Genomic DNA, 14,988 nt, shown 5'->3' on the forward strand with positions numbered 1-14,988 from the left:
CAGCTACTCTATAGTCTTGCACCGGGCCTGACAACACTACAACACTCGGCCATGAGCGAGATCGAGCTAAAATTTCTCCTCGACGAACTGACGTCGAGCCAACTGGGCGTGCGCGCGAAGGCGTTGAAGCTGGTTACTGGCCGCCCGAAAACCAGGACGCTCAAAAGCATCTATCTCGACACCCCTGATCATGCGCTGAAGAAGGCAGGAATGGCGCTCAGACTCCGGCGCGACGGGCGGCGTTGGATACAGACCGTTAAGACCAAGCCAGAGCAGCATGGCGGTCTGTCGCAGGTTGGCGAGGTGGAGAACCCGGCTCCGGGCGGGCGGCTGTGTCTCGAAGCGATTCCGGACGCAGCGGTCCGAGAGGAGGTCGTTCGCCGCGTGAACGGCGCGCCGCTTGAGTTCGTCTGCGAGACCGTGATCAGGCGTTCCGCCAGCGAGTTGTCCCTTGAGGACGGCACGCGTGCGGAACTGGCAATAAACATCGGCGAAATCCACGCCGGGGCGCGCTCGGCCGAGTTGCATGAACTCGAGATCGAACTCCATCGAGGGCAGCCTGGGCGGACTGTTCGACATTGCACATCTACTGTTTCCTGAGGGGGGCCTGAGGTTCTCCCGCCTTTCCAAGGCGGCGCGCGGCTATCTGCTCGCGGAACAGGGACGGATCGACCCGCCGCTCGCGCCCCGCAATGCCGAGGACGTTGCACTCGATCGGGCTCAGATCGCCGAGCAGGCGGCACGGGACGTCCTTCGCGAGTGCCTCGATCAGGTCGCCACGAATGTCGTAGTGATCCGGGAGCTGGGCGATCCCGAAGGGCCGCACCAGTTGCGGATCGGCCTGCGCCGATTGCGAAGCGCGTTCTCTGTCTGCGCTTCCGTTCTGAAGAGCCCGGAAATGACGCGGCTCAGCATGGAAGCCCGCTGGCTTGGCCAGGAGGTCGGGCGTCTCAGGGATATCGATATGGTGACGAACAATATCGTACGGCGGGAGGCCGAGGCCCACGCGGATGAACCGGGTCTGCCGCCCCTTGCCGATGTTCTCTCGAGGCAGGCGGGGGGACTGCGCGATCACCTTCGCAAGGTTCTCCCCGACGCGCGCGTGCAGGCGTTCCTGATCGACCTGGGGCGTTTCGTGGAGGCGCGAGGCTGGCTCGTTCCTCAAGATTTTGGCCAGACCGAGCGGCTTGCAGCGCCGGTCGTCGAGTTGGCTGGCAAGGCACTCAGCAAGCGCTGGAAGAAAGTTAGCAAGCACGCACGTGGACTGGAGACTCTCGATGTGGAGCAGCGCCACGAGTTGCGCAAGGAACTAAAGAAGCTGCGCTATGCGGTTGAGTTCTTCTCTCCCTTGTACCCGGCGAAACGTGCTGAACCGTTCCTGAAGCAATTGAAGAAACTTCAGGCGGTCTTCGGCGATCTGAACGACGCGGCGGTCGCCAGAGCCATGTTGACGGGAGCGGAAGCGCCCGACGCCGGCGATCCGGCCGCGCAACGCGCCATCGGATGGGTGATCGGAGCGAGTCAGGCGCGCGCCGAATTTGGCTGGGCTGGCGCAAAAACCTTGTGGGGAAGCCTCGACGAGACCCGCCCCTTCTGGAAGTGACGGGCTGGTTTGTTGCCTGATGCTGCTATGTGGTGACTTTCCGAACACCGGCAAGGCCACAATGAGCAGCAATCGCAGCTTGATGCCGAACCGTACCTCTGACCGCCCGGCATAACGGGCACTAGCCTAAGATAGGCACGTTCTCGGAAGAGATGAAACCGACATCGTGGTGTGGCGCGAGCAGCAGACAGGTGCCTTCGCGCTTGAGCCACTCGCCGATGGCGGCGACTTCCTCTGGCGCATCGACCACGCGGCCCTGGAGTGTATCCTTCGGTGAGAAGGCGATCGAGTGGACGAGAAAATCGAGTTCGCCCCAGGCTTTCTCAATGCGCTCGAAGACCGCCTCTATCTGACCCGGCACACCGACGTCCAACGGCATCATGATCGGCGCTTCCACCTCCCGAGCTAGCGGTTCGACGTACTTTCTCGCCTTGTCATTCAGATATGTGACAGCGAGCTCCGCACCCAGTGCGCGGAAAGCCTTGGCGCAGCCCCACGCGATTGATTGGTCATTCGCGATGCCAACGATGAGCCCCTTCTTGCCTTCAAGCAATTGCGCTTTTGCGACGGGAATCATGCGACGGGCCTTTCCTCCGTGGGCTTGCCGGCCGGCAAGCCTTACTTTGCGATCGACAGTAGTGATTCTAGGGCGAACGCTCCGCACTGATACGCGTGCTTTCGCCCAGACCGTCCTTTTTGTCCGCCCCGATAAGTTCCAGTGTGAGACGCGCGATCATCAGTTCTTCGTCTGTCGGGACCGCGAACAGCGCAATACGGCTTGCCTCGCTCGAGATCACTAACTCTCCGGCTATATTGGCGGCTTGATCCAGCTCGGCGCCAAGCCAGCCAAGTTTCTCGACTATGCGCGCCCGGATCTCGGCCGAGTTCTCGCCGATCCCTGCCGTGAATACGAAGGCGTCGAGACCACCCAGCGCTGCCGCCAACGTGCCTGCGTACAGGCCGATACGGTAAACGAAATAGTCCAATGCGAAGGCGGCGTTGGCATCATCGCTCTTCAGCAGGTCGCGAACGTCATTGCTGATTCCAGACAGCCCCTTCAGCCCGCATTCACGGTACAGCAAATCCTGCACCTGCGCCGCCGTCATGCCCTTTTCCGTAATGAGGTAGAGGATCACGCCCGGATCGATCTGTCCGCAGCGCGTTCCCATCGGTAATCCGTCGAGCGCCGTAAATCCAAGCGTGCTTTCAACGCTGCGGCCTTCTGATAGCGCGCACATGGAGGCGCCGCTTCCGAGGTGCGCGATGATCACACGTCCGCTCGCGATATTGGGTGCAATCTCGCGCAGACGTCCGGAGACATACTCGTAGGACAGTCCGTGAAACCCGTACCGCCGCACCCCCTCCGCATAAAAGCGCTCAGGAATCGCATAGTGGTCGGCTAACGCGCTGTGGCCTCGATGGAATGCCGTGTCGAAGCAGGCAACTTGCGGCAGTTCCGGACGTCGCTCGAACAGGGCGCGGATAGGCGCCAGGTTATTCGGCTGGTGCAGCGGAGCAAGCGGGACGTAACGTTCAAGATTTCGTAGGACGTCCTCGTCCACCTGTATGGGCTCAGCATAGTCCGGCCCGCCATGAACGACGCGGTGGCCGACAGCGGTGAGTTTGAATCCCTTCGTCTTCCGCAGCCAGGTTCCCGCGACGTTTGTGGCGGCGGGAAGATCCGGGACATCGCCTGGGGAATAGGCTTGATCTACCAACGGCTTCTTGTCAGGCCCGATGGCAAGCAGTCGCGGTGATGTGCCGACGCCATCGATCTGACCCTTGACTTGCCTTTGCAGACCGCCCGACCCGTCAAATCCGAATACCTGGAACTTCAGACTCGAGGAGCCGGCATTGAGGACCAGGATCGCATCCATGGCTACGTTGCCGGCAAGGCTGCCGAGCGACGGCGCGCGTCGGCAAGGAGCACTGCGACTGCGCAGGAAGCCAGCCGCGTGCGAATGGAATCAGCCCGCGATGTGAGGATGATCGGGACGCGCGCGCCGAGCACGATGCCGGCGGCGTCCGCCTTGGCAAGGAAGGTTAGATTCTTGGCAAGCATGTTGCCGGCTTCGAGATCGGGGACCACCAGGATCTGCGCGCGCCCCGCCACGACGGACCGGATGCCCTTGATTCTAGCCGCCTCCGGGTCAATGGCGTTGTCGAAGGCGAGCGGACCATCCAGCACGCCGCCCGTGATCTGGCCGCGATCGGCCATCTTGCACAGCGCCGCGGCCTCGATGGTTGACGGTATTTTCGAGGTGACGGTTTCCACGGCGGAAAGTATAGCGACACGCGGCTCGCCGAGACCGACCTGAGTGAAGAGATCGATGGCGTTCTGGATGATGTCGCGCTTGGCGTCGAGATCGGGAAAGATATTGATCGCCGCATCGGTGATGAACAATGTCTCGGCATAGGCTGGCACATCCATCACAAACACATGGCTGATCCGCCGCGCCGTGCGCAACCCCGTTGCGGACGCGGTGACGGCCCGCATCAACTCATCGGTGTGGAGGCTGCCCTTCATCAGTAGCTCTCCCTTCGCCTCCTGGATCAGTTCAACACCCTTTGCGGCCGCGGCATCGCTGTGCGCCATGTCGACAAGCTCGAAACGACCGATGTCGAGACTGTGTTCCTCCGCCACCGCGCGGATTTTGCGGCATGGTCCCACCAGGATCGGTACGATCAGGCTTTCGTCGGCAGCCTCAACAGCGCCACGCAATGAAGTCTCGTCGCAAGGGTGCACGACGATGGTCTTCGTTGCCGGCACAAGCTTCGCGCGCGCAATCAAGCGCTCGTATTTTTCGTGAGCAGTTTCGGCTTTGTCTGAGTCAATCTGGACCAAAAGCGTGTCCTCCGTGACAGTCCTTTGAGGGCTTCCCCCGTCGCTAGGATACCTTGACCAGTCGGGCTGGCTTGATCGCTTTGCCCGACAGTTCGGAAACGGCCGCCTCCGCGTCGATGCCGAACAGGCCGATAATTCGCTGCCACCGCTCCGCCGCCTCCCCGGACATGTCACCGCGTGCACTGAGCACCTCGTGGAGCGCGGCGAGGCCACCGCGGCGGGTCAATGAGAACTATGCGGTGCCGGTGATGGCAGATTTGTGACGACACCCGCGGTCCCGCCAAGGTCAGAACGCCAGGCGAAATCGCGAGCATCCTTGCCCATTTTGGTCTATACTAGCGTCCAAGTCGGCCTCGGATAAGCCGTATCGGTTCATCGTGCTCATATCCATGCCAACTGCGCAGTAACTGCGGCTTGCCAAGACCGTGTCAACGCGACCGGTCCCGTTCTGGAAGAGGAGCGAACGATGGCATCGATTAAGACCGCAACGAAAAAGAAAGGTCGTTCTGGCGAAATTTCGGCGGCGGCCGTTAGCGCCCTCTCGACTGACGAATTACAGGCGATGGACGCCTGCTGGCGGGCATCCAACTATCTGTCGGTTGGCCAGATCTATCTTCTCGACAACCCATTGTTGAAGGAGCCGCTGAAACGCGAGCACATCAAGCCTCGCCTGCTCGGCCACTGGGGCACGACGCCCGGTCTGAACATGCTCTATGTCCACCTAAACCGGGTCATCAAACGCGACGACCTCAACATGATCTACATCATCGGACCGGGACACGGCGGCCCTGCCCTGGTTGCTCACGCCTATCTGGAAGGTACCTACAGCGAGGTATACCCAAATATCAGCCAAGACGCGGAGGGTATGAAGAGACTGTTCAAGCAGTTCAGCTTTCCCGGTGGCATTCCCAGTCACGTTGCCCCGGAGACGCCCGGCAGCATTCATGAGGGCGGGGAACTCGGTTACGCCTTGAGCCACGCCTTTGGTGCGGCCTTCGACAACCCGGACCTGATCGTCGCCTGTGTCGTTGGCGACGGCGAAGCCGAGACCGGGCCTCTCGCGACCGGCTGGCATGGAAACAAATTCCTGAATCCGGCCCGCGATGGCTGCGTGCTGCCCATTCTTCACCTCAACGGGTACAAGATCGCCAACCCGTGCTTCTTAGCGCGCATTCCGAAGGACGAATTGCAAAAGTTTTTCGAGGGCATGGGCTATACGCCTTACTTCGTCGAGGGACACGACCCGGAGGACGTCCACCAGCAGTTGGCTGACGCGCTGGACACCGCAGTGGCGGAAATCGAACAAATCTGGGCTGATGCCCGAAACAACGGCAACCTGAAACGCCCGGCTTGGCCGATGATCGTCTTCCGCACGCCGAAGGGTTGGACTTGCCCGCCGGAAATCGACGGCAAGAAGTGTGAAGACTATTGGCGCGCCCACCAGGTTCCCATGGGCGACATGGACAAGCCGGCGCACATCCGGATTCTTGAAAAGTGGATGAAGAGCTACCGGCCTGACGAGCTGTTCGATGCAGATGGCCGGTTCAATTCCAAACTGGCATCGCTGGCTCCGATGGGGCATCGCCGAATGAGCGACAATCCGCACGCCAATGGCGGTTTGAAGTTGCGCGACCTTAAGATGCCAGACTTCCGGGACTATGCAGTGGCGGTGCCCAGCCCAGGCGCAACCACGGTCGAGTCGGCACGGCTGATGGGCAAGTTTCTCCGGGATGTGATGAAATTGAATTTGGAAAGCAACAATTTCCGCCTGTTCAGCCCGGATGAAAACAACTCCAATCGTTGGCAGGACGTGTTGGAGGTTACCAACCGATGTTACATGGCCGAAATCTACCCGGAGGACGACCATTTGGCGCCAGATGGCCGCGTGATGGAGGTGCTCAGCGAACATCAGTGCCAAGGCTGGCTGGAGGGCTATCTACTAACCGGCCGGCATGGCTTCTTCTCCTGCTATGAAGCCTTCATCCACATCATCGACTCGATGTTCAACCAGCACGCCAAGTGGCTGAAGGTCTGCCACGAGATTCCCTGGCGCCGATCAATCGCATCGCTTAACTACTTCCTCAGCTCGCATGTCTGGCGCCAGGACCACAATGGCTTCAGCCATCAGGACCCGGGATTCCTCGATCATGTCGCCAATAAGAAAGCGGAAGTGATCCGGATCTATTTGCCGCCCGATGCCAACACCCTCCTGGCGGTGACCGATCACTGCCTGCGCAGTCGCAACTATGTCAATGTCGTGGTCGCCGGCAAGCAACCCGCGCCGCAATGGCTGACGATAGACCAAGCCGTCAAGCACTGCACTCAAGGTCTTGGCATTTGGGAGTGGGCCAGCAACGACAAGGGCAGCGAGCCCGACGTGGTGATGGCGTGTTGCGGCGATGTCCCGACCCTGGAGACGCTGGCTGCAGTGGCGTTGATCCGCGAGCACTTACCGGAATTAAAGGTGCGGGTGGTGAACGTGGTGAATCTGATGAAGCTGCAGCCGCCGGAAGAACATCCGCATGGCTTGCCGGGTCGCGATTTCGATGCGCTGTTTACCAAGAATAAGCCCATCATCTTTGCCTTCCACGGCTATCCCTGGCTAATCCACCGGCTGACCTATCGCCGAACCAACCACGACAACCTGCACGTCCGCGGCTACAAGGAAGAAGGCACGACCTCTACTCCCTTCGATATGGTGGTGTTGAACGACCTCGATCGTTTCCATCTGGTGGAGGACGTAATCGATCGCCTGCCGCAACTGGGCGCCCGCGCCGCTTACTTCAAGCAGGCTATTCACGAGAAGCTGATCGAACACAGACAGTACATCGAGAAGTATGGTGATGATCTGCCGGACATCAGCGGTTGGAAATGGGGCTTGATGGACAAGGGCGGCGAGTCTCGACGGACGTCAACGGAAAGCGACAATATTTGAGTTGAGCTGCAATCCAAATCAGTCTTTGAGGCGAACATGCCCGATGCCCCGGTAAACCTCGGTTAACGGAGCACTTACGCGCTATGCCCGACACGCTGTCGACGGATGCCGAGCTTGATCGGTTGCCGACCGATCAAGACCTGGCGCGGTTGCAGTTCTCGACATTGCTGTACTATCTGCATGAGACGAACCCCGACAACGGGCTGGTACGCGACAAGACGGAACCGAATGCTCCGGCAAGCATCGCCGCAATCGGCATGGCGCTCGCGACAATTCCCGTCATTGTAGAACGAGGAATTCTTATCCGCGAATTCGCGGCAAAGATCGCCCGCAAACGATTGCGATACTTGACGGATTGTCCGCAGGGACCGGAGCCAAACACATCTGGTTACAAAGGCTTCTTCTATCATTTTCTGGATATCGAGACGGGTCGCCGCGTTTGGCAGTGCGAGTTGTCCACGATCGATTCCGCGTTCCTGTTTGCAGGTGCCCTAACCGTTGCTACCTATTTCGATCGCGACACTCCGGATGAAGCGGAAATCCGCCACCTCGCTACTACGCTGTATGAGCGTGCCGACTGGAACTGGGCCTGCAATGGCGGTCTTTCGCTGACGCATGGCTGGCGCCCGGAAAGCGGATTCATCCCGCATCGGTGGCGGGGTTACGATGAGGGCTTGCTACTCTACATCCTCGGCCTTGGCTCGCCGACCCACCCGTTGCACCCGCAGAGCTATGCCGCCTACACCTCAACCTACGAATGGAAGAAAATCTACGGCCGCGAGCTGCTTTATTCAGGCCCGCTCTTTACTCATCAGCTGTCGCACATGTGGGTGGACTTTCGCGGCATCCGCGATGCGTTCATGCGTCACCACGACAGCGACTATTTCGAGAACAGCCGGCAAGCAACTTTCGTGCAGCAGGAGTATGCAATTCGAAACCCGATGGAGTTCGCCGGCTATGGCCAACATTGCTGGGGGTTCACGGCCTGCGACGGGCCGGGCTGGATCACGCGAACGGTCAATGGCCTTGAGCGGCAGTTCTTCGATTATATTGCCCGCGGCGCTCCGTTCGGGCCCGACGACGGGACGGTCGCACCTTGGGTTGTCATAGCCTCGCTGCCATTCGCGCCAGAGATCGTTATCCCCACTGCCCGCAATTTTGCCCGGATGAATCTCGGCATGACACGGCTTTACGGATTCAAACCGTCCTTCAATCCGTCATTCACGATAGAAGAAAGTCCCACGGGATGGTGGGTGTCCCCGTACCACTTTGGGATCGACCAGGGACCGGTCGTGCTTATGATCGAAAACTACCGGACTGGCTTGCTCTGGAACCTCATGCGCCGCTGTTCGCCGGTGGTAGAGGGATTGCGTCGAGCAGGTTTCGCGGGAGGATGGCTGTAGCGCCGTAGGACAACATCAGGGCATGCGAGCGCACTGAGCTGTCGGGTGCAGAGAGCGAGGCACACTTCAGCAGCGACCGGACTGCCGCCAACACGGTTGAGGCAGTCAATCCTGTTTGGGAAACCCGCTGACTTGTTGCGACACTCTTTCTCGTACTCTTGATCTCATCTGACTTGCGCCATATAATTTCTTGTTCGGATAAAGGGTGCACGAGTACGACGGAGAGCAAACGGGAGGGCCCACGATGACCCACGATCTGGGGAGCATCGCAGCGGCGCTAGTCGCCGAGGGGAAGGGTATTTTGGCGGCGGACGAGACCGTGCCCACATTGACCAAGCGGTTCGATGCGCTCGGAATCCATTCCACCGAGCAAAGCCGGCGCACCTACCGTGAAATGCTCTTCACCTCCGCGGGCGCGGCCGAGTTCATCAGCGGCGTCATCATGCACGACGAGACCATCCGCCAGAAGAGTTCCGGCGGGACGCCGCTCACTCAGGTCCTCTCCAGCCAGGGGATCCTGCCCGGGATCAAGGTTGACACAGGCGCGAAGCCGCTTGCCGGCTCTCCCGAGGAGACAGTCACCGAAGGGCTCGACGGGCTCCGGGATCGCCTCTCCGAATACCGCGGCATGGGCGCCCGCTTCGCGAAGTGGCGGGCAGTCATACGCATTGCAAAGACGCTGCCGAGCGCCGCGTGCGTGAGTGCCAACGCACACGCCTTAGGGCGGTACGCCGCGCTTTGCCAGGAGCAGCAACTCGTGCCAATCGTTGAACCGGAGGTGTTGATGGAGGGATCGCACACGATCGAGCGCTGCGAGGATGTCACTGGCGTGGTCCTTCACGCCGTGTTCCGTGCCCTGTTCGAACAGCGTGTCGTGCTGGAGTTCATGCTGCTCAAGCCCAACATGGTGATCGCGGGTGAGAACTACTCTCGTCCGGTTCCCTTGCGGGACGTCGCAGGCGCCACGCTCCGCTGCTTGCGCCGGCACGTGCCCGCGGCGGTCCCCGGCATCGTGTTCCTGTCGGGTGGTCAGGACGACCGGGTGGCCACCGCCCACCTCAACGCGATCAACCAACTGCCCGGGCCAAAGCCTTGGAAGATCAGTTTCTCCTACGGGCGCGCACTCCAGGATCCGGCGCTGGAGGCGTGGCATGGACGCGACGAGGAGCTAAAGATGGGCCAACAGGCCCTTTACCACCGGGCTCGCTGTAACGGCGCGGCTAGTCTTGGGACGTACACCGATGAGATGGAGGCGGCATAGGTGGGCTTTGGTAGTCCGCCGCATCACGACCAGCCGGGCGGTGGAGTATGGGCACAAGCCGCACTACCTCGAGGGAGCGAAGCTGATCGAGATGCCCCCATGCCTTTAGATATGTCCGTCGTGAACGACCTGACCCGCTTCCATGGGCCAGGCGACGTCATCGACCGGTTGCCGCGGCTGGCAGCTTGAGCCGCTTACTTCAAGCAGGCCATCCGTCACGATCTGATCGAGCACAGGGGGTACATCGCATTACACGGCGGCGACCTGACCGAAATCGCGGGCGGAGTGTCGGGACAAGCAACGGCCTTGGGAGCGCTGCGATCGACGGCGGCTGACAGCGTCTAAGCCAGGAGAGCTGGACGTGAACGTATTCGTGATCAGGCATGGGGAGACCGAGTGGAGCCTGAGCGGGCAACACACAGGTACAACAGATCTCCCCTTGACCGACAACGGACGACGACAGGCAGAACGGACGCGTCCGGCGTTGGCGCGGCAGACGTTCGCGCTCGTTCTCGTAAGCCCACTACAGCGCGCACGGGAGACTTGTGAGTTGGTGGGTCTCGGCGCCGGCGCCATCGTCGACCCAAGCTTGATCGAGTGGGACTACGGCGAATACGAGGGGCTGACGCCTCAGCAAATCCAGGCGAAGAGACCGGGCTGGTTGATTTTCCGGGATGGATGCCCGGGGGGCGAGACGCCGAGGCAAGTTGGCGCGCGTGTGGATCAAGTCGTGACGCGGGCGCGGGCTGCGAACGGCGACGTTGCTCTGTTCGCGCATGGGCACGTGCTGCGCGTGCTTGCGGCGCGTTGGATCGGGCTTCCACCGCGAGCCGGACAACATTTTCTTCTGAATACCGGTACGTGGAGCGTTCTCACTTACTATCGGGAGATACCCGCAGTAAGGATCTGGAATGGACATGTCGCCGATTAGGCCGCGGGAAAGTTGTCGGCGGTGGTTGCAGTGACGATTGCCTTCGAAGCCGGTGTCGTCGCTTGAGTGGGAAAACGTTGATGGCAAAATCAATCCACAGCGATAGCGCGCCCGAGCCGACGAGACACAGTAGCGCTCCTGAATCGATGGATCCGGCCCCCACCGTCGCTTTGCTCTCTAACGGTCGCTACAGTGTCATGCTCACTGCTACAGGAGCCGGTTGGGGCACATGGAAGGACCTTGACGTTACCCGGTGGAGAGAGGATGTCACCCGCGATTGTTGGGGCCAGTTTTGCTACGTCCGAGACCAGGCGGACAACACTCCATGGTCCATCGGCAAGCAACCACTTTTCCGACCTCATAATATCTACACGCATACGTTTCATGGAGACAGGGCCGAGTTTCGCTGTCGAGCCGAAGACATCGAAATTTCCTGGAAAGTATGCGTCGCACCAGATGTCGACGCAGAAGTGCGGGCACTTACGATTGTCAACCATGGCAGGAAGGCACGAACCCTCGAACTAACCAGCTATTCCGAGGTCTGTCTGAACAATCGCCGCGCGGACAGAGCACATCCGACGTTTGCCAAGCTCTTCGTGGAAACGCAGTACGACGAGGCGACCGGCGCCTTGTTTGCGCGTCGCAGGCCGCGCGATGCGAAAGAAAAACCGATCTGGGCGGTTCATGTTTCGTCGTCGAGTCAACAGGTCGGCCAAGTGGTCGAGTATGAGACTGATCGACGCAAATTCCTTGGACGCGGCCGCACGGCAGAAAATCCCACCATATTTGACGCGGGGGCAGCGCTATCCGGCACGACCGGCCCGGTTCTCGATCCCGTCTTCTGCCTGCGAAGGACGGTCCATCTGGAAGCGGGTGATACGGCGCGCGTAGCCTTTGTGACGGGCGCCGGCGACAACCATCAGGCGGTCCGCGCGATCGCAGAGCGATTCTCAAGTATCGATGCCGTCGATAAGACGTTCCGCGAGGCATCGGAAACTTATCAAGCTGAGCTTCACGACCTAAAGCTGACTCGCGACAAGGTCTCTTTGTTTAATCGCCTGGTTGGAAGTATCGCATTTGCAAATCCGGCTTTGCGGCAGGCGACGGCGTTCAAGAAAAATCACTTCTTCGATCGCGCAGCTCTTTGGTCGCACGGGATATCCGGTGACTTTCCGATCGTGCTGGTTCGCATCGAAGGCAACGGGGATAAGACTCTCGTTCGCGAAGTGACAAAGGGGCACGGGTTTATCCGCCGCAGAGGTTTGCAATTTGACCTTGTGTTGCTTGATACACGTGGCGCCAGTAGCGCAAAGCATTTGCTCAAGAGACTGCAAGCCGGAAAGGCAGCCGAAACGCTAGGCAAACCAGGAGGAATCTTCGTCTTGTCGGCGGGCACGGCCTCAGACGATCAAATCACAGCGATCGCCGCCGCTGCGCGTGTCATCCTTTCAAGCAACTCTGGTTCACTGGCCAATCAGCTTGATCGACCATACGCAGTTGAAGTTGAAACGCCTCCGGGTCGAATATCCGCGGCTCGAGCGGGCGAGACACTCACGCGCCCTGCTGCGATCCCGCCCAAGGATTTGTTGTATTGGAACGGTTTCGGGGGCTTCGCCCCTGACGGGCGCGAGTACGTCATTGTGGTCGACGGCGTCAATTCGCAAGCGCCGTCCCTGCCGCCGGCGCCTTGGAGCAACGTCATCGCAAACCCGAGTTTTGGCTGCCTGACGACTGAAGCCGGGCTTGGGTACACTTGGTCGGGCAACAGCCAGATGAACCGGCTGACGCCTTGGTCGAATGACCCGGTTTCAGATACACCTGGTGAGGTCGTTTACTTGCGGGACGAAGAAACCGGAGAGATCTGGACGCCGACGCCCTTGCCACTGGGACATCGAGCCGTCGTGACCGTTCACCATGGCCAAGGCTACAGCCGGTATGAAAGTATCAGCCGAGCTTTGGATCACAGGTTGACGGTGTATGTCCCGCCTAACGGTGAGATCAAGATCGTGCATCTCGAATTGACGAACGATGACTCTCGACCTCGCCAAATATCGGCAACATATTTCGCCGAGTGGGTTCTGGGGACACATCGTGAAGACGCTGCGATGCAAGTCGTCTGCGAACGCGATGTCGAATCGGGAGCCATCGTGGCGCACAACGCATGGGGCGGTGATTTTGCAGGGAAACTAGCGTTCGTGGCCGCCAGTCAGGTTGCGAGTTCAGCCACTTCCGATCGCGCGGAGTTTCTTGGCAAATACGGCTCGGTGTCTCGGCCCGCTGCATTGCAGCGGACCAGTCTGGCAGAAAGATTCGGAACCCTGGAAGATCCCTGCGCCGCGCTGATGGTGGACATTTTGTTAGAGCCTGGCGACACCAAGGACGTTATTTTTGTTCTTGGACAAGCTGCCGGCCTCGAGCAGGTCCGCCGACTTGTTCGCGAACATGCAGACGTCGACCGCGCTCGCGAAAGTTTCGCCGCTTTATCTCGTCAGTGGGACGACATCCTAAATGCAACGCAGGTCTCAACGCCGGACATTGGCTTCAATCTGATGATGAACCGGTGGCTGCTTTATCAGGTCCTGTCTTGTCGCGTTTGGGCGCGCTCTGGCTTTTACCAGTCGGGGGGCGCGTACGGCTTTCGCGACCAACTTCAGGACGTCATGGCGTTGGTCCACTGCGCGCCGAACGAAACCCGCTCACACATCCTGCGAGCGGCGGCACGGCAGTTTGAGGAAGGTGACGTTCAGCACTGGTGGCATCCTCCGTCCGGCATTGGCGTGCGCACGCGCATGACCGACGATCTATATTTCCTTCCCTTTGTCGTTCACCACTATGTTTCGACAACCGGCGACATCGGTTTGCTCGATGAACAGATTCCGTTCATTAGGTCCCCCCTCCTGAAGAAGGACCAGGACGAGGACTTCAACCGGCCGGACACCAGCGAACAAATCGCTGCAATCTATGAGCACTGCATTCGAGCCCTGGAACACGGGTTCCGTCTAGGCCGCCACGGCTTGCCGCTCATGGGAACGGGCGACTGGAACGACGGCATGAACAAGGTCGGCGCGGAGGGCAGTGGTGAAAGCGTCTGGAACGGGTGGTTCTTTCTTACAGTCCTGAAGTCGTTTGCCACGATTTCGGCCGCTCGTGGGGATGAGAGCTGCGCCGCGTGGTGCCGCGAAAGAGCCGAAACCTTGCGCGTGGCCTTGGAAGCCAACGCCTGGGACGGTACTTGGTATCGCCGAGCCTATTTCGACGATGGCACTCCGCTCGGGTCGTCGCTCAACGATGAATGTCAGATCGATGCCATTCCACAGGCTTGGGCTGTCATTTCCGGCGAGGCCGATGTGGAACGTGCTTCAACGGCAATGCACGCGGTTCACGAAAGGCTTGTGCGACAGGAGGACAAGCTGATTGCGCTATTCGAGCCCCCATTTGACAATGGCCCACTGCAACCTGGCTATATCAAGGGTTATGTTCCCGGTATCCGCGAGAATGGCGGCCAGTACACCCATGCAGCCGCGTGGGTTGTTTGGGCCACAGCCTTGCAGGGCGATGGTGATCGCGCCATGCATCTGTGGAACTTGATCAATCCGATTTGCCACGGAGCGACGAGAGATCAGGTCGAACGCTACATGGTAGAGCCATTTGTGGTCAGCGCCGACGTGTATGGCGCGCCGCCGCATACGGGACGTGGTGGTTGGACATGGTACACGGGTTCAGCCAGCTGGTTATATCGAGCAGGGCTGGAGGCTATTCTTGGCCTTCGACGGGACGGTCCCATCCTTCGGTTTGAGCCGTGCGTTCCTACACGCTGGCCGGATTATGGGTTAAGCTACAGGTACGGATCGGCGTCCTACCGGATCCGTTTCGACAACTCAAAGAGTGTCGGCCGGGGAGTGCAATCCGTAATGATGGACGGGACTCTTTTGACTGACGGAAATGTGCCACTCACTGACGACGGGCTCACGCACGACGTCCGCGTCGTAATTGGTTAGATTATTACCAGC

The 14,988-nt window shown here is 59.9% G+C and carries 10 protein-coding genes and 1 pseudogene; 7 read left to right on the top strand and 4 right to left on the bottom strand.

Annotation, left to right across the window (positions count from 1 at the left end; translation table 11 throughout):
* The first annotated feature begins 51 nt into the window (after nt 1-51).
* Entirely contained in the window at nt 52-600 is a 549-nt protein-coding gene (locus AC0L15_RS00655; RefSeq protein ID WP_473495800.1) for a CYTH domain-containing protein, read from the top strand.
* Entirely contained in the window at nt 527-1,603 is a 1,077-nt protein-coding gene (locus tag AC0L15_RS00660) for a CHAD domain-containing protein (protein WP_473495801.1), read from the top strand. The genes AC0L15_RS00655 and AC0L15_RS00660 overlap by 74 nt, the downstream gene beginning before the upstream one ends.
* Nucleotides 1,604-1,832: 229 nt before the next feature.
* On the opposite strand, the pseudogene AC0L15_RS00665 reads toward AC0L15_RS00660, so the two are convergent.
* From AC0L15_RS00665 to AC0L15_RS00680, 4 genes and pseudogenes are all read right to left on the bottom strand, one after another.
* Nucleotides 1,833-2,180 (bottom strand): annotated as a pseudogene (locus AC0L15_RS00665) (SDR family oxidoreductase); the annotation flags it as partial.
* 67 nt (nt 2,181-2,247) lie between these two features.
* Complete coding sequence (locus AC0L15_RS00670) at nt 2,248-3,480, bottom strand: acetate/propionate family kinase (RefSeq protein ID WP_287246359.1); 1,233 nt, start codon at nt 3,478-3,480, stop codon at nt 2,248-2,250.
* A gap of 2 nt (nt 3,481-3,482) precedes the next feature.
* Entirely contained in the window at nt 3,483-4,448 is a 966-nt protein-coding gene (locus tag AC0L15_RS00675; protein ID WP_473495802.1) for a phosphate acetyltransferase, read from the bottom strand.
* A 43-nt stretch (nt 4,449-4,491) separates the two neighbouring features.
* Nucleotides 4,492-4,674 carry a hypothetical protein gene (locus AC0L15_RS00680; RefSeq protein ID WP_287246360.1) on the bottom strand — a complete coding sequence of 61 codons (183 nt, stop codon included), beginning with the start codon at nt 4,672-4,674 and terminating at the stop codon, nt 4,492-4,494.
* 240 nt (nt 4,675-4,914) lie between these two features.
* On the opposite strand from AC0L15_RS00680, the gene AC0L15_RS00685 reads away from it, so the two are divergent.
* The 5 genes from AC0L15_RS00685 (at nt 4,915) to AC0L15_RS00705 (ending at nt 14,976) form a co-directional block, all read left to right on the top strand.
* Nucleotides 4,915-7,383 (top strand): phosphoketolase family protein, encoded by a 2,469-nt coding sequence (locus tag AC0L15_RS00685; protein WP_287246361.1) that lies wholly within the window; start codon nt 4,915-4,917, stop codon nt 7,381-7,383.
* 83 nt (nt 7,384-7,466) lie between these two features.
* Nucleotides 7,467-8,786: a glucoamylase family protein gene (locus AC0L15_RS00690; protein WP_287246362.1), complete on the top strand. Its 1,320-nt coding sequence runs from the start codon at nt 7,467-7,469 to the stop codon at nt 8,784-8,786.
* Between the two features lie 244 nt (nt 8,787-9,030).
* The gene (locus AC0L15_RS00695) at nt 9,031-10,047 is read left to right on the top strand and encodes a class I fructose-bisphosphate aldolase (protein ID WP_287246363.1); all 1,017 of its coding nucleotides are present in this window, start codon (nt 9,031-9,033) and stop codon (nt 10,045-10,047) included.
* A gap of 361 nt (nt 10,048-10,408) precedes the next feature.
* Nucleotides 10,409-10,978, top strand: coding sequence for a histidine phosphatase family protein (locus tag AC0L15_RS00700; RefSeq protein ID WP_287246364.1), 570 nt, complete (start codon nt 10,409-10,411; stop codon nt 10,976-10,978).
* An 80-nt stretch (nt 10,979-11,058) separates the two neighbouring features.
* Nucleotides 11,059-14,976, top strand: a complete 3,918-nt coding sequence (locus tag AC0L15_RS00705; RefSeq protein WP_473495803.1) for a GH36-type glycosyl hydrolase domain-containing protein — start codon at nt 11,059-11,061, stop codon at nt 14,974-14,976.
* Nucleotides 14,977-14,988 lie beyond the last annotated feature (12 nt).

This window comes from Mesorhizobium sp. WSM4846 (assembly GCF_055811415.1).